The sequence below is a fragment of the Clostridium mediterraneense genome (assembly GCF_900091705.1).
Lineage (GTDB): Bacteria > Bacillota > Clostridia > Clostridiales > Clostridiaceae > Sarcina > Sarcina mediterraneense.
In genome coordinates this window covers 227,875-247,858 of record NZ_LT594785.1, presented here as the reverse complement: position 1 = coordinate 247,858, position 19,984 = coordinate 227,875, and the positions used below count along the sequence as shown (strand labels likewise).

16 protein-coding genes are annotated in these 19,984 nt (G+C 26.3%); 4 read left to right on the top strand and 12 right to left on the bottom strand.

Annotation, left to right across the window (positions count from 1 at the left end):
* Positions 1-67 precede the first annotated feature (67 nt).
* Positions 68-688, top strand: a complete 621-nt coding sequence (locus BN8917_RS03195; RefSeq protein WP_066870536.1) for a DedA family protein — start codon at positions 68-70, stop codon at positions 686-688.
* A 67-nt stretch (positions 689-755) separates the two neighbouring features.
* Here the strand turns inward: BN8917_RS03195 and BN8917_RS03190 are convergent, their stop codons facing one another.
* Positions 756-1,709 (bottom strand): TDT family transporter, encoded by a 954-nt coding sequence (locus BN8917_RS03190; RefSeq protein WP_066870533.1) that lies wholly within the window; start codon positions 1,707-1,709, stop codon positions 756-758.
* A gap of 339 nt (positions 1,710-2,048) precedes the next feature.
* On the opposite strand from BN8917_RS03190, the gene BN8917_RS03185 reads away from it, so the two are divergent.
* On the top strand, positions 2,049-2,867 hold the full coding sequence (locus BN8917_RS03185) for a sporulation peptidase YabG (protein ID WP_066870530.1): 819 nt from the start codon (positions 2,049-2,051) through the stop codon (positions 2,865-2,867).
* 66 nt (positions 2,868-2,933) lie between these two features.
* On the opposite strand, the gene BN8917_RS03180 is transcribed toward BN8917_RS03185, so the two are convergent.
* A complete protein-coding gene (locus BN8917_RS03180) occupies positions 2,934-4,244 on the bottom strand; it encodes an ArsB/NhaD family transporter (protein WP_066870527.1) in 1,311 nt (436 codons plus the stop codon).
* A gap of 465 nt (positions 4,245-4,709) precedes the next feature.
* On the opposite strand from BN8917_RS03180, the gene ahpC reads away from it, so the two are divergent.
* Complete coding sequence (gene ahpC / locus BN8917_RS03175) at positions 4,710-5,273, top strand: alkyl hydroperoxide reductase subunit C (RefSeq protein ID WP_066870524.1); 564 nt, start codon at positions 4,710-4,712, stop codon at positions 5,271-5,273.
* A gap of 114 nt (positions 5,274-5,387) precedes the next feature.
* Positions 5,388-7,067, top strand: coding sequence for an FAD-dependent oxidoreductase (locus BN8917_RS03170; protein WP_066870521.1), 1,680 nt, complete (start codon positions 5,388-5,390; stop codon positions 7,065-7,067).
* A gap of 189 nt (positions 7,068-7,256) precedes the next feature.
* Here BN8917_RS03170 and BN8917_RS03165 read toward each other — a convergent pair whose 3' ends face one another.
* The 10 genes from BN8917_RS03165 to BN8917_RS03120 all read right to left on the bottom strand — a co-directional run bounded on the left by BN8917_RS03165 (position 7,257) and on the right by BN8917_RS03120 (position 19,789).
* Positions 7,257-7,685, bottom strand: a complete 429-nt coding sequence (locus BN8917_RS03165; protein ID WP_066870519.1) for an NINE protein — start codon at positions 7,683-7,685, stop codon at positions 7,257-7,259.
* Positions 7,686-7,767: 82 nt separating this feature from the next.
* Complete coding sequence (locus BN8917_RS03160) at positions 7,768-8,526, bottom strand: MerR family transcriptional regulator (protein ID WP_066870516.1); 759 nt, start codon at positions 8,524-8,526, stop codon at positions 7,768-7,770.
* A 124-nt stretch (positions 8,527-8,650) separates the two neighbouring features.
* A complete protein-coding gene (locus BN8917_RS03155) occupies positions 8,651-10,669 on the bottom strand; it encodes an FtsX-like permease family protein (RefSeq protein WP_066870513.1) in 2,019 nt (672 codons plus the stop codon).
* A gap of 264 nt (positions 10,670-10,933) precedes the next feature.
* On the bottom strand, positions 10,934-11,452 hold the full coding sequence (locus BN8917_RS03150; protein WP_066870510.1) for a hypothetical protein: 519 nt from the start codon (positions 11,450-11,452) through the stop codon (positions 10,934-10,936).
* A gap of 142 nt (positions 11,453-11,594) precedes the next feature.
* Entirely contained in the window at positions 11,595-13,595 is a 2,001-nt protein-coding gene (locus tag BN8917_RS03145; RefSeq protein ID WP_066870507.1) for an ABC transporter permease, read from the bottom strand.
* Complete coding sequence (locus BN8917_RS03140; RefSeq protein WP_066870504.1) at positions 13,585-14,352, bottom strand: ABC transporter ATP-binding protein; 768 nt, start codon at positions 14,350-14,352, stop codon at positions 13,585-13,587. The genes BN8917_RS03145 and BN8917_RS03140 overlap by 11 nt, the downstream gene beginning before the upstream one ends.
* Before the next feature lie 151 nt (positions 14,353-14,503).
* A complete protein-coding gene (locus BN8917_RS03135) occupies positions 14,504-15,514 on the bottom strand; it encodes a sensor histidine kinase (RefSeq protein WP_066870501.1) in 1,011 nt (336 codons plus the stop codon).
* Positions 15,511-16,182: a response regulator transcription factor gene (locus BN8917_RS03130; RefSeq protein ID WP_066870498.1), complete on the bottom strand. Its 672-nt coding sequence runs from the start codon at positions 16,180-16,182 to the stop codon at positions 15,511-15,513. Before BN8917_RS03130 ends, BN8917_RS03135 begins: the two co-directional genes overlap by 4 nt.
* A 129-nt stretch (positions 16,183-16,311) precedes the next feature.
* Positions 16,312-17,643, bottom strand: a complete 1,332-nt coding sequence (locus BN8917_RS03125) for an FAD-dependent oxidoreductase (protein WP_066870495.1) — start codon at positions 17,641-17,643, stop codon at positions 16,312-16,314.
* 244 nt (positions 17,644-17,887) lie between these two features.
* Positions 17,888-19,789: an endonuclease MutS2 gene (locus BN8917_RS03120; protein ID WP_066870492.1), complete on the bottom strand. Its 1,902-nt coding sequence runs from the start codon at positions 19,787-19,789 to the stop codon at positions 17,888-17,890.
* Positions 19,790-19,984 lie beyond the last annotated feature (195 nt).

Genomic DNA, 19,984 nt, shown 5'->3' with positions numbered 1-19,984 from the left:
AAGTTGGTCATATCTTATATAGATATGACCAATGCAAAAAATTTCACTAGATAAATGGAGGTCTTTAATGGAAACCTTTCTAATACAAAACATAAATAAATATGGATACTTTGGTATACTACTACTTATTGCTATTGAAAACATATTTCCACCAATACCATCTGAAATAATTTTAACTTTTAGTGGATTTATGACTACATATACAAATATGACAGAACTTTATGTAATACTATTCGCAACTCTAGGTTCTATAATAGGAGCAGCTGTTTTATATTTTATTGGTACATTTTTTACTGAAGAAAGACTTTATAAAATTATAGATTATAAATTTATATCATTACTTGGTTTTAAAAAATCTGATGTAACTAAAGCTATTAATTGGTTTAATAATAAAGGTAAATTTGCTGTTCTCATAGGAAGATGTATTCCTATAGTTCGTAGTTTAATTTCTATTCCAGCAGGTGTTGCTAAAATGAATTTTGCAGTTTTCTTAATCTATACAACTATTGGAACTTTAGTCTGGAATACTGTTCTTGTCTATCTTGGAGCATTTGCTGGCTCCTCATGGAGAGATATTTTAAAATATATTGATGAATACTCTACAGTAGTACTTATATTAATAATACTTATAACTATTATTGGTGGAATGTTCTATTTTAAAAAAAGAAAACTTAATAAAAAACAATAAAAATAAAGCCTACAATATAAATTAATTTAATCTATATTGTAGGCTCTTTTTATTTATATCTTTTTAATTATTCAGCAGTCTTTGGAATAAAGATGCGTAAGAATAATATAAGAAGATTTATTAATACATAAATGATTGTCAATGTTGTAATTGCTAGTTCTACATTTCCTATAATATTAAAAATTCTAGCTAAACTTGAATTTATCCCTATTAAACTATCATGTAATTGATACATTACTAAAGTAGATATTGTTAATGGGAATGTAAATGCTGCAAACAATGGTTTAAATCCTGTTACAAATAATTTGAGCATTACAGTATAAACTATAATAATATTTATTATTGATAATATTGCTAATCCATATACTAAGTACATATTTGGATTTGGAACTACTATTAAATAACTTATTAAAGTTAATGAAGCAGGTGATGCTAAAAGTGCTGCTGTTGGCTTAATTGAAATTGGTAAAGCATCCTTTTTAAATATTTTATATAACATTATAGGATATAAAACTATAAAGGATATCATTGATAAGTATAAAGTAAATAATGCTATTGATGGATGTCTCATTCCTGGACTTGTTTCAGTAGCAACTGCTGCTCCTGCAAGAACTACATATATACTTGGTGCAAGCTTTGTAAATTTAAAATCTTTAAGTATTACAAAAAAGGTAAATAAAACATAATAAGCTAAATGTACTATTACTGATAATGTCCAAGCTAACTTAGATACTTCAGGCATAACTGGTAAATAGTATTGGGCAAGTAACATTACTGCCATATCTATTATTGGATAAAATGTTCCTACAACAGGATTTTTTATCTCAACCCAAACTTTTTTAGGATAAAATATGATTTTAATAAGCATTATAGCTAATGCAATCCATGTATATGCTACACTAATAGGAATTAAAAACTGTACATTTTTAACTTGCCATGCATCTGCTAAAACCATAAGTGCTACTCCAGTTCCTACAATTCCAACTGGATAATTCTCTAGTGATTTTATTAGTTTCTTCATTAGTTACCTTCCTCCTTTTATATTCTTTTAAATTAATATAACTAGCCTCTTTAACATATAAAGTTCCCCTATAAAAATAAAATAATACTCAAATTTATTGAAATTGATTATTATTTGATAATACTTAGATAAACTTATACTGATAGTTATATTATTCTAAAATATTTTTAATATAAATCTAAAAATTATATATCCCTTTTTAAATTAAGCTCATTATATTCTGAGATTTTAAATTTCTTATGAAGTCTATTAAATAAAAAATAATTTAGTAATAGAATATAACATTATGTAACCTTACTGAATAGTATATATTATCATAAGCTAGGAGGTAGGCTATAAATGAATATAGGAGATTTAGTAAGCAGAAAATCATATAATTCTGATATTGGATTTATTATTAAAGAGATTCAAGGAAATCATGTTATTCTGTCAGGTATAAACTATAGATTGATAGCAGATACTGATATACATGACCTTGATTCTTTTTTTATTAGCCCTAATTTAAATAACTTAGATACTTTATATACTCCAAATAAAACTTTAAAACAGAGTAAGCTAGCTGAAACTTGTTATACAAGTCTTAAAAGTGCTTCTTCAATATCAGATAAAAAATTAGGATTAATTCTTCATATTGATTCAGATAAAGTTTATCTTAAACGATGTATAGATTTATATAAAAAATTTGGAGTAAAAGCCATAGGATTTAATATACCAGAAAAGAAACAACCTTTTGAAATATTGGATTTATTAAAAATATATAATCCAAATATCTTAATACTCACAGGTCATGATGCTCTAGCAAAAGATACTTTAGATTCTACTGATATTAATAATTATAAAAATTCTAAATACTATGTAGAGTCTGCAAAAATAGCTAGGCATTATAATAAAAACTATGATGATTTAGTTATTTTTGCAGGTGGTTGTCAATCTTACTATGAAGAAATAATGAATGCTGGAGCTAATTTTGCTAGTTCTCCAAATAGAGTTCTTATAAATGTAACTGATCCAGTATATTTAGCTTATAAATTTGCATCTACATCTATAAGAGATTTTTTAGATATAGATACTATATTTAATAAATCTAAATCATCCATAGGAGATATTGGAGGAGTTGAAACTAGAGGTCAATGTAGAAATGCTAAACCTTTCTTTTAAGATGATTATCTTATAAAAGTCACGATTATAATATACTAATTTATAATCGTGGCTATATTTTTGATATTAGCTTAATATCTTTAGATATGCTAATAGATATACCGCACTTAAACATAATATTATTAATGAAAATGGTATTGAAAATTTTAGATATTCTTTTAAGTTAAAAATTACGTTAATTCTATCTTTTTCAGGTTTTGGAACATGAGGTCTTTTTGCAAATCTATTAACCTGACTAAGAAGTATTGGCCCCCCTGTTGCAGACCATGGCAACATACTACTTCCTGCTAATACTCCAAGTGCTAAAGCTGCATATATTAATTTAAATGGAATTAAAGGTGCTAAGACAGCACAAATAGGAAGTAAGGTTGCTGCTGCTGGACCTGCTGATAAGAATGTTGCAATTATAAAAGCAATAAATAAAACTGATAATAATATTAAATAAGGATTATTATTAGTAAGACCTATAATATATTCGGCAGCAATTTTTAAAATTCCACTATACTCTAAAATCCCACCTATTAAAAATAAAGCTATTATAAAAGCTATTGAATCCATAATAGGAAGTTTATTTAAAGTATCCATTGGGTCTGGTTTATCTATAATTAATAAAATACCACCAAATAATAAAGATATATAAGCTATTGATATTCCAACAAAAGGCCCCACACTAACTGCAATAATATATAAAACAAAAACTATCATCGGTAATCTTGCTTCATGCCATCTTACAGGTGGCTTCTTCTTAAATGGAATCTCTCTTTTCAGTTCTTTACTTGGTGTAAAGTGTTTGTAGTACATATAAGTGTACCCTGCTAGTAAAATTACATAAACTAAACAGGGAATAAATAATTTAGTTAAAAAATCTGCTAAATTAAAATTAGTATATAAAGTTAGTATAACTGCTGGTGTATCAGCCCAAGGAAGTGGTGCTCCACCTATATTAGATCCTATAACTACACTAACTAAAACAGGAATAATGGGTAACTTATATTCCATACATAGATATAAAGCCATGTAGGTAAATAATAAGACAACAGTTAGATTATTCATCCAAAGTGACATAAAATAAACTATAAGTGGAATTGTAATCATTATAATAATTCTATTTTCTTTCGAAAAAGATATAAATTTATATCCAATATAATTTATTAATCCTACCCTTTCAAAAAGGTCTGTAAATAAGGCTAAAACTATAATAAGAATAATTATTTCACTTGGAAACTTTAAAAAGGCAGCATTAACATCAAAATATGAGCTTACACTTCCTAGAATGAGTAAAAATCCAGCCCCTATAAATGCAATAGAAGTCCTATGCTTAGCAAAAAATATCATTCCTATATAGACAATAAGCGTTATTATTAATATTAAAGTCATATCATCCTCCTAGGATACTAGGGTACAACTAAAAAATGTAGCCCTATTTTATACTATATTCTATTGATAATTGTATAATTTTGTACCTTAATTTAATTTTACATATCTATAATTCATCTGTTTTTAAAGACTACACCCCTCACTCTAATTAATCTTTTTATTTCTAATATAACTCTTAAAACATTACATAAAGTAAAGCCCACTTAATATTCTTATAATAAAAATCTCCTTATAGTAAATAATAAGAAAAGTACTATACAGATACTTAAAAATATAAAAATTCAACTTAGGTACTTTAAGTAAGAAAATCGAAGAAAAAAGGATAATGATAATCACTATCGTTTCTAATTAATAATTATTATCCAATATTATATTGACATTTTATTAAATAATAATTATTATTAATTACAAGAAGACGTGATACATAATATCAAATATAAATAATCATAAGGAAGGTGTTTTAATATGTCATTAATCAATAAAAAAGTTTCAGACTTTAAAGTTCAAGCTTACCACAATGGAGACTTCAAAGAAGTAACTCAAGATAATTTAAAGGGTCAATGGTCAGTATTTGTATTCTACCCAGCTGATTTCACATTTGTATGTCCAACAGAACTTGGAGAACTTGCAGATAACTACGAAAAATTTAAAGAAATCGGATGTGAAGTTTACTCAGTATCAACAGATACTCACTTTGTACACAAAGCATGGGCTGATACAACAGATACAATCTCAAAAATTCAATATCCAATGTTAGCAGACCCAACAGGAAAATTAGCTAGAGACTTCGAAGTAATGATCGAAGAAGAAGGTGTAGCTTTAAGAGGATCATTCGTAATTAATCCTCAAGGGGAAATCAAAGCTTACGAAGTTCACGACAATGGAATCGGAAGAGATGCAGAAGAATTATTAAGAAAAGTTCAAGCAGCTCAATTTGTTGCAGCACACGGAGATCAAGTTTGTCCAGCTAAATGGAAACCAGGTGAAGAAACATTAACACCAAGCTTAGACTTAATAGGAAAGCTTTAATAAATAAAAAGAGTGGTTTTTCCACTCTTTTATTTATCAAAATATTTTTAAGTTATTTAGAGATAAATATTTTAAAAATATTTTGATTAAGATTATTTGATTGGAGGAGTTATTATGAATAAAATTTATGATTTAGTTATAATTGGTGGAGGACCTGCTGGTCTTTCAGCTGCTTTATATGCAGGAAGAGCTAAAATGAATACATTAATTATAGAAAAAGATGAAATTGGTGGGCAAGTAACTAAAACATATGAAATCTCTAACTACCCAGGTGCTAAAGGTACTAATGGACCTAAGCTTATGGCTGAAATGAGAGAACAAGCTGAAGAGTTTGGTGTTGAATTTATGGGGGCTGAAGTTACATCAGTAGATTTTGAATCAGACAAAGACCTTAAAATTTTATCAACAAATAATGGGGATGTTAAAGCTAGAGCTGTTATTATAGCTACAGGTGCCGTGCCAAGAAAAATTGGATTTAAGGGTGAAGAAGAATTTACAGGTAGAGGTATAGGTTACTGTGCTACTTGTGATGGTGAATTCTTTGATGGATTAGAAGTATTTGTTATTGGTGGTGGATTTGCTGCTGCAGAAGAAGCTGTATTTTTAACAAGATATGCTTCAAAAGTAACAATAGTTTCAAAATATGCTGAATTTAAATGTTCAAAATCAATTGCTGACATGGCATTAGATAATCCTAAAATAGAAGTAATGTTCAATACAGAAATAGTTGAAGCTGGTGGAGAAGGTTTAGTAAACTACGCTAAATTTATTAACAATCAAACTGGTGAAACATTTGTATATAATGCTAAGAAAGAAGATGGAAGCTTTGGAATCTTCGTATTCGTAGGATATTCACCAAAAAGTGATTTATTTAAAGATATCTTAGAATTAGATGAACGTGGTTACATAATCACAAATGAAAATATGGAAACTAAAATTCCAGGAGTTTATGTTGCTGGTGATTTAAGACCTAAGGAACTCAGACAAATAGTTACTGCTGTTTCTGATGGAGCAATTGCAGCAACAGTAGCTGAAAAATATGTTGCTGCATTAAAAACTAGACTTGGAATTAAAGATGAACCTGTAGCTGCTAAAAAAGAACAAGTAAAACAAGAAGCTACTCCTTCAAATACTGAACTTGGCTCAGTTTCAAAGAAAAGTTCACTTTTAAATGATGCTATGAGAGCTCAACTTAAAAATGTTCTAGATAGAATGGAAAAGGAAGTTACTCTTGTTTCAATAGTAGATTTAGAAAATGAAAAATCTATAGAACTTAGAGATTTAATTCTTGATATAGCTGATCTAGGAGATAAATTATCAGCTGAAATCTATAATAAGGGTGAAAACTTAGAAATAGAAGAAAAGGTACATGCAGATAAATTCCCAGTAGTATCTTTATTAGATCATAATAAGGAATATAGCGGAGTTAAGTTTCATGGAGTTCCTGGTGGACATGAATTAAATTCATTCATCTTAGCTATATATAATCTTGCAGGTCCAGGACAACAATTACCTGAATCAGTTTTAGAATCAATAAAATCTATTGATAAACCTGTGAAAGTTAAAGTATGTGTATCATTATCATGTCACTTATGCCCTGAAGTAGTTGTTGCAGGACAAAGAATAGCTATAGAAAATAAGAATGTAGAAACTGAAATGTTAGATATCTCAAACTTCAAAGAAATAAGAGATAAATACAAAATAATGAGTGTTCCTGCAATTATTGTTGATAATGAAGAAATCCATTTTGGTGCAAAAAAAATAGATGAAATAATAAACTTATTAAAAAAATAATATAATTAATATAAAGTAAATTTTATACTGCAACTTAATTTTAAATTTATCTTTATCCTCCACTCAGAAGAGATATTTTCAAATACTGAAAATATCTCTTTTTTATTTTATGTTAATATCCTTATTTATAAAAACCTGTGGATAACTTTAACTAAAAGTTATCCACAGCTTACTAATAATAAAAATTAACTAAAGCCACCTCTCTACTACATTACCATCCGAATCTTTAAACTTATTTAAAAGTATTCTTACTATATCTATTAAAACTAGTACATATGCAATACATGTTGTTATACCAAAAGTTAAAAAGCCTAGTACTGTTAAAGCTATATAAAGTATTCCTCTTTGATTTTTCCCTACATAAAATTGATGAACTCCAAGTGATCCTATAAAAACTGCTAGCAATAAAGTAACAAGCTTTAATTTTTCTCCATCATATCCCCCAAATGGTCTTCTAAAATCTTTTCCACAGTTTAAACACACATCTTGATTTTCACTTTTTCTTGGAGTACCACAATTTGAACAATATTTATTTCCATTACCTTTTTTTACTCCACAACTTAAACAATAACTAGCTTCTTCATTCGTATACATCATTCCACATTCTTTGCAATACATAAATACACCCCCATGATTTACATCTATGAGGGTGTATTTATTAATATTACATTATTACATTTTTATTTATAAAACTTTTCTCTTATTTTGCGTATAAAGAAATAATATCACATAAGATATTAACTACTCGTTCTCCAGCTCTATCATTATAATATTTAGCAAATCTTTCATCTGCAATATACATCTGTGCAAGCCCTATATGAGCCTGAGCTGAATAACTAGGCCATGAGAATTTTAGCCACTCTTTATGCTTTTTAAATACATTTTTAGCAGCAGCTGAATTTAAATCCTTTGTCTTTGCAACCTCTGCTAAAGATTTAAACATATCTGCTTCAATCTCTTTCATCTTTTTAAAATCCTCTTCACTAAGATTCATAAATTTTTTATTAGAAGCATCTACTGTTTTATCACCATATTTTTCTCTAATCTCTTTACCATACTTCTTTTCATTTTCAGCTAACTTTTCTTTTTTAAAACCTTCAAACTTTTCTTTATCTGCCATATCCCTTTCTCCTTTTTTATAAGCTATTGTTTTTTCAACAGTTAAAATTAAACTATCAAGCTGATTTCGTCTGGAAATAAGCTTTTCATGATGCTCAATTAATGATTTATAAATATCAAAATCAGGCTTAGAAATTATCTCTTGTATCTCATCTAATCTCATATCCATTGATTTATAAAATAAAATTTGTTGTAATAAATCAACTTCATTTTGCCCATAAATACGATACCCTGATGAATTAATTCTCTTTGGCTTTAAAAGATTAATCTCATCATAATATCTTAAAGTTCTTACACTAACTCCCGCAATCTCTGCAAGCTTTTTAATTGTATATTCCATCCTCTTTCCTCCTGACAATTTTATAATAAAGGATTCCGCTACGTGAAGGTCAACAGCTTTTTAAATTTATTTTTATTATATAAATATAGAGAGTAAAATTCACCAAATTTTACTCTCTAATGTTTTATCTTTTTTTATTTATTATATTTTTAGCTCCCATAAAGGTAGTTATAAAGTAAAGTCCATAAATTATAGCTATGAATATTACAGCAAATATTATATTATAGGTAAAATTTCTTGCTCTATCTAAATGTATTACTCTATATGAAAATATAAGTCCAGACACAGAATTTATTATAGCTACTGCAAGTGGAATTAAGAAATACATGCCTATTTGCATAACTAATGCTTTATTTATCATCTTCTTATCATATCCAAGTTTTCTAAGAATCTTATATCTTTCTTCATCTTCACTTACCTGTGATAATTTTTGAATTGAAAGAATTGCTCCACTAATTATTAAGAATATCATTCCTATATAAAAACCTATATAAGATGCCATCATACATGAACTAAGAATACTTACTTCCATTGTTTTTCTGCTAGTAAAGAAATAATCTTCTCCAAGCATTGTGTTCTTTTGTAAATTAGCAAATAGCTTCTGAATTTTTTCTGCTTGTTTATATGTAAACTTGTTATTAAAATTCATAGCTAAAGTCTTATCAAAAATTTGTAGTTTATCACATGCCTTATCTGGAAGAATGAAAATTTCTGAACTTGAACCAGCTGTTATATTTGTGATGTTATTATACAAAACGTTCTTATATGCTGGAACATATTCTTTATTATTTATATCAATCTTATTTCCTAAACTTAAAGCCTTATCATTTGCAGCTATAAGATCTTTTTTATTAGTACATACTGCATATTGATTATCTTTAAGATAAATTGGCTTTTCTCCTTTCATCTCTAAAAGCTTATTATAATCTGAAAGCTTCATAATATAGGTATCCCATAATTGATTTTTTAATTGTGTATACTCAACAGGTGTTAAAGAAGCAAAATAACTTTTTTCTATCATATCAGTTATTGTCTCATTTATAGTATATCTATTATATTCAACATCATTTTTTATATATAAATTCATATCAATACCATTATTCTTAAGTAAGCTGATGATATTCTCATTTGGACCAATATTACTTATAACAGCATCATATGGATATCTAAAGTTTACATTTAAACTTGAATAGCCACTTAGTCCCATTCCTAATCCTGCTGAAAAAATACATATTGTTATAAACAACATTAAGCTTATAATACTCATTGATATAAAATTATTACTAAGACTATTTTCTAATTGTCTTAGTATAAAAGGATTTAAATTTCTAAAATATACCCTCTCATTTTTCCTAAAATAATTTATAAAAAATCCTGATATAGAAATAAAGAATAATACAGTCCCTACTATTCCAAGAATTATTGCTACCTGAATTGACCTTGTAATCTCTGCTACTTCACCTACTCTAAGAATTATTGTATAAGCTGATCCTAAAGTGATTACTGCTAATATAAAGATTATTATAGATAGTTTTATATTCTTTACTTTTATTTCTTGATTCCTATTTACTGAATAAATTAAATCTACTGCCTTATATTTACTTATAATTACTATGTTAAAAATACTTATAAAAATAAATATTAGTCCAAAACATAAAATAGTTTTAATAAAAGCATTAAATGAAAAAATAATATTGTACTTTAAGAAACTGACATTAAATATTCTAGCTGTAAATGCTGCTAATGCTTGTGATAAAAATATACCTATAATCATTCCTACAATTAAACAAACTATACCTATAGCAATAGTTTCAATTAATAGAATTCTAGATATCTTTGATTTTCTCATCCCTAAGCTTATATATATTCCAAACTCCTTTTTTCTTCTTCTAATTAAAAAGTTATTAGCATATATAATCAAAAAAGCTAATACAACAGACATACATATTGTTAAAATATCTAAAACTTGATTTATAATCCTTAGATTTACGATATTTTTAGCAGTTACTGGAATCATTATCTCCTGGGAAATAATACAGTTGAATGAATAATATAATGCTATTGCTAAAGTTAAGGTTAAAAAATAAATTAAATAATCCCTAAAACTTCTTTTTACATTTCTAAATGCAAGATTATAATACATTGTTACCTTCACCTCCTGGTAAAGTAACAAGCTTAATAAGCCTATTAAACTCTAAAACTCTTCTCATAAAATATCTCCTCTTTAGTTAAATTTACCTTACATATTTAGTTTATCGTAAATTTTTATAATCTTATATTGATTTACATTTCTTGAATTTTTCATTTTTGAAATATTTCTTTATCAAAATAAATATAGCGAGTAAAATTCACTAGATTTTACTCGCTACTTCCTTTTTCTTCTTATTTGTCTAATATATCTGATAAACTATTCAATTAATTTAACATGAATTAAATCATTATTAGTACTTTCATACCATATATAAATATCATCAGTTAATTTAATTAATTTATCTACATTTATTCCATCTATACTAATAGTCTTTTTATCACTTGTTTTTAAATACCCAAATACAAAATATTTTTCAGGATCTTTATTAATTAAAACTTGTTCCCAACTAAACTCTTTATCTACAATTAGATGCTGTTCCTGAATACTTTCCCATATATTTAAAAACTTATGTTTATATAATGTTATATTAATAATAAGATTTTGATTTTGATTTATATCAAAATTTTTTTCAATTATTAATAAGGTATCTTTATCTATAGTATTATCAATAAAATATTTTTTTGAATTATCATCTTTATAAAGTGTAATTATATTAGTAGAACTTTTTAGGATAGTTTTATTATTAGTTAAATATAATAAAATCCCTAAAAATAATATCATGATGATAAATACTATTAAAAATATTAACTTTTTGAGTTTATACTCTCTTCTCATATATATTTACCCCTACCAAATAATGTAATATTATTATACTGATATCTTACATAAACATCTATATCAAATAGTAAAAAAGGATTTAGATTAGAGTAAAATAAATATAACGAGTAAAATTCACTAAATTTTACTCGCTACTTTCTTATCTCTTCTTATTTATTATATTTTTAGCTCCCATAAATGTAGTTATAAAATAAAGTCCATAGATTACACATATAAATATAGCAGCAAATATTATATTACCTACCATATCATCTCCTCCATTTAATTGTACAATCTTATTTGAAACTTTAAGTCCAACTATAGAATGTATTATTGCTAGTAATAAAGGCATTATAAAATATGTTCCAATCTGAATAAATAATGCTTTATTTATCATTTTTCTATCTGAACCTAATTTTCTAAGAAGAGAATATCTTTCTTGATTGTCACTAGTTTCTGATAATTGCTGAATTGCTAGTACTGAACCACTAGTAATTAAGAAAATTATACCTATATAAATACCTATATATCCTATAAGCATAGACATACTTAATGCTTCTACTCTAAGATCCTCTTTAGTATAAACAAAATAATTTTTTTCATATCCTGTATCTTGTTGTATCTTTGCAAATAAATCTTTAATTTTCTTATCTACATTAGCCGTAAACTTATCATTGATATCCATAACTAAAGTTTTATTATATACTTTCAAATTATCACATACACTATCAGGTACTATTAAAGTTAAAATAGTATTATTAATCATTGAATTATCAATATTATTGTATAATACAGTTTTATATGCTGGTAAGTATTCTTTATTATCTATGTCTACGTTCTTTCCGGTCTTTAAAAATTTATTATAGAAATCAACCATCTCTTTATCATTTGTATATATTGCATATTGATTATTAGTAAGACTAATTGGCTTTTCTCCTTTCATCTCTAAAAGCTTATTGTAATCTGAAAGCTTTATGGCCTGAGTATCTCGTGAAGTAAAATCTACAAGCTTTTCTGTGGCAGTTACATACTGTTTCTTACCTAGAATTTCAGATGGAAGTTTATCAATAATATATCTATTATAGTCAATAGAATCCTTAGTATATAAATTTATATCAATCCCATTTTTCTTTAAAAGCTCTTTCATATTAGTATCTGGATCATTTTGGTGTATAACTGAATCATATGGAATCTTAAAGTCTAAATCTGAATTTACTCCTTTACCTATTCCTATTCCTGAAGCCAAAATACATACAGTTACAAATAACATTAAACTTATAATACTCATTGATATAAAATTAGTTTTTATATTATTTCCTAATTGTCTTACTACAAAAAAATTTAAATTTTTAAAATATATATTTTCACTCTTTTTAAGAGAATTTACTAAAAATCCTGCCAAAGAAACAAAAAATAATACTGTTCCTATTATTCCAAGGGCTACTGATAGATAAATTTCCTGTGTTCTACCTAATAAACCTTCTTTAAGAATTATTGAATAAGCTACTCCTAAAATAACTACTGATAATATAAATATTGCTAAAGACACTTTACTATTTTTAAGATGTAACTCTTCATTCTTTTTAGAAGCATAAATTAAATCAATTAATTTATATTTCTTCATAATTCTTATATTAAAAATACTTATAAAAAGAAATATTATTCCAAAGCATAAAATAGTTTTAATTAATGCATTACTAGAAAAAATAAAAGTGTATTTTGAAAGACTTATTTCAAATACTTTTGCCGTCATTGCTGATAATCCTTGAGATATAAATATTCCTATAATTAAGCCTATAACTAAACAAAATATCCCTATAATAATAGTTTCCATTAATAAAATCTTTGATATCTTTGATTTGCTCATTCCAAGTGTAGTATATATACCAAATTCTCTTTTTCTTCTTTTAATTAAAAGATTGTTAGCATATATAATTAGAAATGCTAATATAACAGATACAAATCCTGATAATATTCCTAAAAATAAATTTATAGCTTTTAATATCTCATCATTTGAAGAGGTAAATGGAATCATCATGTCTTGCGAACCTAAAGAATTAAATGAATAAAATATAGCTACTGATAAAGTTAGTGTGAAAAAGTAAATTAAATAATCTCTAAAACTTCTTTTTACATTTCTAAGCGAAAGATTATAATACATTACTAGCATCACCTCCAAGTAAAGTCACAACTTCAATAATCTTATTAAAGAACTCTTTTCTTGAAGAATCTCCTCTATAAATTTCAGTAAAGATTTTACCGTCCTTAATAAAAAGTATTCTATGTGCATAACTTGCTGTAAATGCATCATGTGTAACCATTAATATAGTTGCTTTAAATTCATTATTTAATTTTTCAAATGATTCTAATAATAATTTTGCAGATTTAGAATCTAAAGCTCCTGTTGGTTCATCAGCTAATATTAATGATGGATCTGTAACTATTGCTCTTGCTGAGGCAACTCTTTGCTTTTGTCCTCCTGACATTTGATAAGGAAACTTATCTAAAACATCCGTTATCTCTAATTTCTTTGCAACTTTTGTTATAAGCTCTCTTATTTCTGCTGGTTTTACCTTTTTTATAGTAAGAGCTATTGCTATATTTTCATAAGCAGTTAATGTATCTAATAAATTAAAGTCTTGAAATATAAACCCAAGCTCATCTCTTCTAAACTTTTCTAAATCTCTATTTTTAAGCTTTGTTATATCAATATCATTAATCTTAAGTTCTCCTGAAGTAATTTCATCAATTGTAGAAATACAATTTAAAAGTGTAGTCTTACCACTTCCTGATGCACCCATTATCCCTACAAATTCTCCTTCATTTATCTTAAAACTTATCTTATCTATCGCCTTTGTTATATTACTCTTATTTCCATAATATTTTTCAATGTTAGTAACCTCTAAAACTTGTTTCAAAATTTCTCTCCTCCTTGTATTTATCTTACCCCTTAATTCTATCTCAATTTTTTCCAATATTATATTGATTTATATTTCGTGAACTTTTCATTTTCGAAATATTTCTCCCTTAAAATAAAAAACTCAGTATTAACTGAGTCTTAAATTTTATCTATATATTTGTTAAATCTCCTATTGGGAAAATTATATTTACTTTAGTTCCTACTCCAAACTCTGAACTTAATTCTAAGCCAAAACCAAGTTTATCAGCTAAGTTTTTACATATATAAAGTCCCATTCCTGTTGATTTTCCATACTTTCTACCATTTTCACCAGTAAAGCCTTTATCAAAAACTCTTCTAACATCTTCAGTAGGAATTCCAACTCCATTATCCTCAATAGTTAAAATTACATTCTTCTCAGTCCTTACTGAATATATCTTAATTCTTGCCTCTTCTTTTTTAGAGTATTTTAATGAATTTATAATAATCTGATTTATTATAAAATTAACCCATTTTGGATCTGTATAAACTACTTCATCTAAATCTTCTAAAACAAGACTTATATCATTATATATAAAACTCTTCATATTTTTCTTAAGGACAGTTTTTATAAGCTCTTTTAAAATTATTTTTTTAACTATATAATCCTTACTAGTATCATTACTTCTAGCATAATATAGGACTTGTTCTAAATACTCTTCAATTTTTAGTATTTCTGTTTCTATATTTTTTGTAGCTTCGCTTTTATTATTATTTATTATAAGTTTTGTTGAAGCTATTGGAGTCTTTATTTCATGAATCCAAGCTTCTATATATTCTCTATAATTAATTTCCTTATTTTCGTGATAATTAATCTTCTTATGTATATCTTTTTCTATACTTTTTAAAGCATCATAAACTATCTTCCCTTCTAAAAAATAAGGCTCGTCCATAACTTCAGCTACTAAATATTCTCTATCTAATGATTCTAAGCTATTTATAAGAGTATAATAAAAATCTTTTTTCTTTATATAATCTAGAGTAAAATAAATAATCATAGGTAAAAACCAAATTATAAATATTCCTATCCACCAAATAAAGCTTATTTCTATATAAATTAAGAACATCAATAATAAAATAAATAACATTAAATTTATTGATATAAATAAAAGCTTATCTTTTAAATATTCTCTTAAACTCATGGCATTATATACCCTTGTCCTCTTCTAGTTTCTATGGCATTATCTAAACCTATTTCAACAAGTTTTTTTCTAAGCCTAGTAACATTTACTGATAATGTACTGTTATCCACAAAGAAATCATCATTCCATAAATGCTCCATAAGTTCTTCCCTTGAAACTATAACTCCCTTATTACGAACCAAGAAAATTAAAATTTTAAGTTCATTTTTAGTAAGCTCTATATTATTATTTTTATAAGTCATGCTACTATTATATAAATTAATCTCAAGATCATTATAATTTAACTTATCTTTAGTGCTAGATTGTTTTGAACTTCTTCTTATAAGTGAATTGGCCCTAGCTAAAAGTATTTCTATATTATAAGGCTTTGTTATAAAATCATCTGCACCTAAATTAATACTCATAAGCTCATCCATATCACTATCTCTGCTAGTAACTATAATTATTGGAATATCTGAGCTTTTTCTTATTTCTCTACATAAATAATAACCATCAAATATAGGTAAATTTATATCTAGTATTATTAAATCTGCATTTTCTCTTTTTACAAAGTCCAATACATTATCAAAACTATCCGGAACTTTTACCTCATATCCATATCTCTCAAAAACTTCTGTTAATTCAAGTCTTATTCTTTCTGCATCCTCAACTATAATTATCTTTTTCATACCTACATTCCTTTAATCTATAATATTAATTTTAAAATTATGTATTTATACTATATATAATTATACCTTAATTTTACTAAATAAGAATAAAACCCCGTCATATTTATATGACGAGGTTTGCTATATTAATTAAAGTGCTTTTAATGCTACTGCATTTAATAAACTCCAAGGCTTATTAAAATGTGGTTGGAAGAAGAAGTCTGTCATTGCAAGTTCTTCAATAGTCATATTATTTTGAATAACTACTGATAAAGTATTCATATATTGAGTTAAATCAATCTTAGAAATAATTTGTCCACCAAGAATTCTTCTTGTATCTTTATCAAAAACAAGTTTTACTGTTGCTGGTTCATAAGTTGGCATAAATTCTGGTCTGTAGTTATCTGTTAATATTACAGTTCCTATATTCATATCTGTTGTTGATTTTGCTACTTCTTCAGTCATTCCTGTTGAAGCTATTGATTGATCATATATCTTAATTCCTGATGTTCCTTGAGTTCCCATATACTTAAGAGTAGGCTTCACAATATTTCTAGCTATTAATGTTCCCATTCTTACAGCATTAGTTGCTAAAGGTATATATCTCTTATCATTAGCAGGATTGTAAGTTACAACACAACAATCTCCAGCAGCATATACATCTTCTTTGCTTGTTCTCATATATTCATCTATTATTATTGCTCCATTTGGTAAAGTATCTAATTTACCTTGTACAAGTTTACTATTTGGTGCAAATCCTATACATAAAACTACTAAATCACCTTTATAAGCTCCATTTTCAGTTACAACTTCAGTTACCTTACCATTTTCTCCATTGAACTTTTGAACTTTTTCACCTAAAACTAAATTTACTCCTCTATCAGTAAATTCTTTTTCAGCTATATCTGTAAATTCTTTATCTAGATACTTAGGCATTATTCTATCTTCAGCATCTATTAAAGTTACTTTCTTTCCTTGCATTTCAAAAGCTTCTACTAGTTCTACCCCTATATATCCAGCTCCTATAATTACTACATTTTTAGCATCCTTAGCTTTTTCTATTATATTTAAAGCATGGTCATGATTTTTACATAATACTATATTTTCAAGCTCTCCACCTTCAAACTTTGGTACTATTGGCCATGAACCTAAAGTAAGAACTAATTTATCATAACTATCTTCAAAAATTTCTTCTGTAATTAAGTTTTTAACTTCTAAAGTTTTCTTATCAAAATCAATATTTAAAACTTCATGCTTCATATTTGTAGTTACGCCTAGCTTGGCTAGATTTTCTGGTGAATTATAAAATAAGCTATCAGTATCTTCAATTACCTTTCCTACATTTAAAGCTATTCCACATGATAAAAATGAAATATTATCATTCTTTTCATACACTGTTATTTCGCTTTCTGGGTAAAGCTCCTTTAAATTTACTACTGCTGCGGTTCCTGCATGTGTACATCCTACTACTACTATTTTCATATATATCCCTCCAAGATTCTAAACACCTTAATTGTTTATTTTTTAACAATATCCTATTACATACTATTTTACTCTGAATTTCCAATAAAGTAAATATAATTTTTAATAATTTTTATTTATTAATAATTATTTTTATTAGTTCTATAAATTCTAATACACTTTATTAATCTAATTAAAATAATTACAAAAAAAGATACTTGATATATTTTTTTATCAAGTATCTTTTTAATTCTAAAAACTTAAATTACTTTCTGATTTCTTTTTGTATTTTCTTTAAAGCTTTCTTTGAACCTCTCTCTATATCTCTTTGAAGCTTTCTTTCTTCAAAACTAATAAATAAAGAATCTAAATCGTAACCATCTGGGTATAATTCTTTAGCACTTATCTCAAGATTTACTCTATTTAAAGGAACTTCAATATACTCATCTTTATAGAAAACCACTAGTTTATTAAACTTATCCTCTGGCTTAAAGACTATTCCACTTTCATTAAAATCTAAAAGTAAAACTTTATCACCAACATTATATCTAAATTCCCTTTCCTCATCTAAGATATCATTTATACTATCTGTTTGCTTTTTAATTTTACTCTCTTTAACTTTTTCATAATTATAGTTCTTACTATCAATATAAGTTTTTGCTCTTTCTAATATTGAATCCTTTATTCCCATCTTCTTAGAAATCCAAAGAGCATTACTTTGTCCTGATTTACCTATTAATAATTTATACAAAGGATTTAAAGTTTCTTTTTCAAATTGCATTGCTGCGTTTTGGAAGTCTTCATGAACTTCTGAGAAATTCTTTATCTCTCCATAATGAGTTGTTGCAACTGTTATACTTCCTTTATGATAAAATTCTTCTAAAATAGCTATTGCAAGACCTGCTCCTTCATTAGGTTCTGTTCCACTTCCTATTTCATCACATAATATTAAACTTGATTTATTGCACTGATTCACTATCTCACATAGATTTTTCATATGAGATGAAAATGTACTAAGAGAGTTCTCTATACTTTGATTATCTCCTATATCAACAAATACTTTTTCAAAGATAGACATATTAGTTCCTTCTTTTACTGCTATATGAAAACCACTCTGCACGGCTAAAGTTAAAAGCCCAACAGTTTTTAAAACTATAGTTTTTCCTCCAGCATTAGGTCCTGTTATTATAAGTGATCTATAATCATCACCTACTCTAAAATCTAAAGGAACTACCTCTCCTTTTAAAAGTGGATGCTTTCCTTTAACTATATTTATATAACCATAATCATTAATTTCAGGCTTTATTCCATCTATAGCTTTACTATATTTAGCTTTAGCAAAAATCATATCAAACTCTGCTATTGCTTCTATATTTATTTTAAGTTCCTTAATCTTATCATGTATAAGATTTGAAAGCTCTGAAAGTATTCTATATTCTTCTATAGCTTCATCTGCTTTGAATATCTCAAGCTCTGTTCTATATTTTGATATAACTGCTGGTTCTATAAAAACAGTTGAACCTTTTGATGATACTTCGACAACAGTTCCTTCAACTTGATTTTTATAAGATGCTTTTATTGGAATTGTAAATCTCTCATTTCTTTTACTAATAAAGAACTCTTGTATATATTTCTTATTAGTACTACTTTGTAGAAACTTCTCTAATCTTTCTTTAATCTTAGTTTCACAATTATCTATATGTCTTCTTATCTTCTTTAAATCTTTACTAGCATTAGAATCAACTCTTGAACCTTTTATACTATTTTCTATTTCTTCTTCTATACTTCTAAACTCTGATATAGACTGAGCATAGCTTGCTAAAGTTTTTGCATAATAACTCTTATCTTCCATAAACTTTTTTATCTTTCTGCAACCTCTTAAGAAGTCACAAATACTAATAAGCTCATTTGGTTCAATAATTATTCCTTTTTCTATTCTATCTATAACTACTTTTATATTTGATATACCATCTAGTGGAATATGACTTGCCATATCCAAAATGGTTACACCTTCACTAGTTTCATTTAATCTTTTCTCAACCACTCTTAAATTACTAGACGGCTCTAATTTATCTATTAACTCTTTTCCTAGTCCACTAACACAGTAAGACTTAACTATTTCCTTTAACTCATGATATTGTAACTTTTCAAATGTATTCTTATTCATCTTTTTGTCCCCTTTCAACTAAAAGCATTAATAATAAACATCTATAAAGATACATAAAGATAGACTCCATATATCTTAAAAATAAAAAAAGCTGTGGATACTCCACAGCATAAAATTCATACCTATAAATTTAATCTCTTAAATCATCTAAAAATAAATATAGTTATCCTATATTCACTATTGGTACCTTTTTGC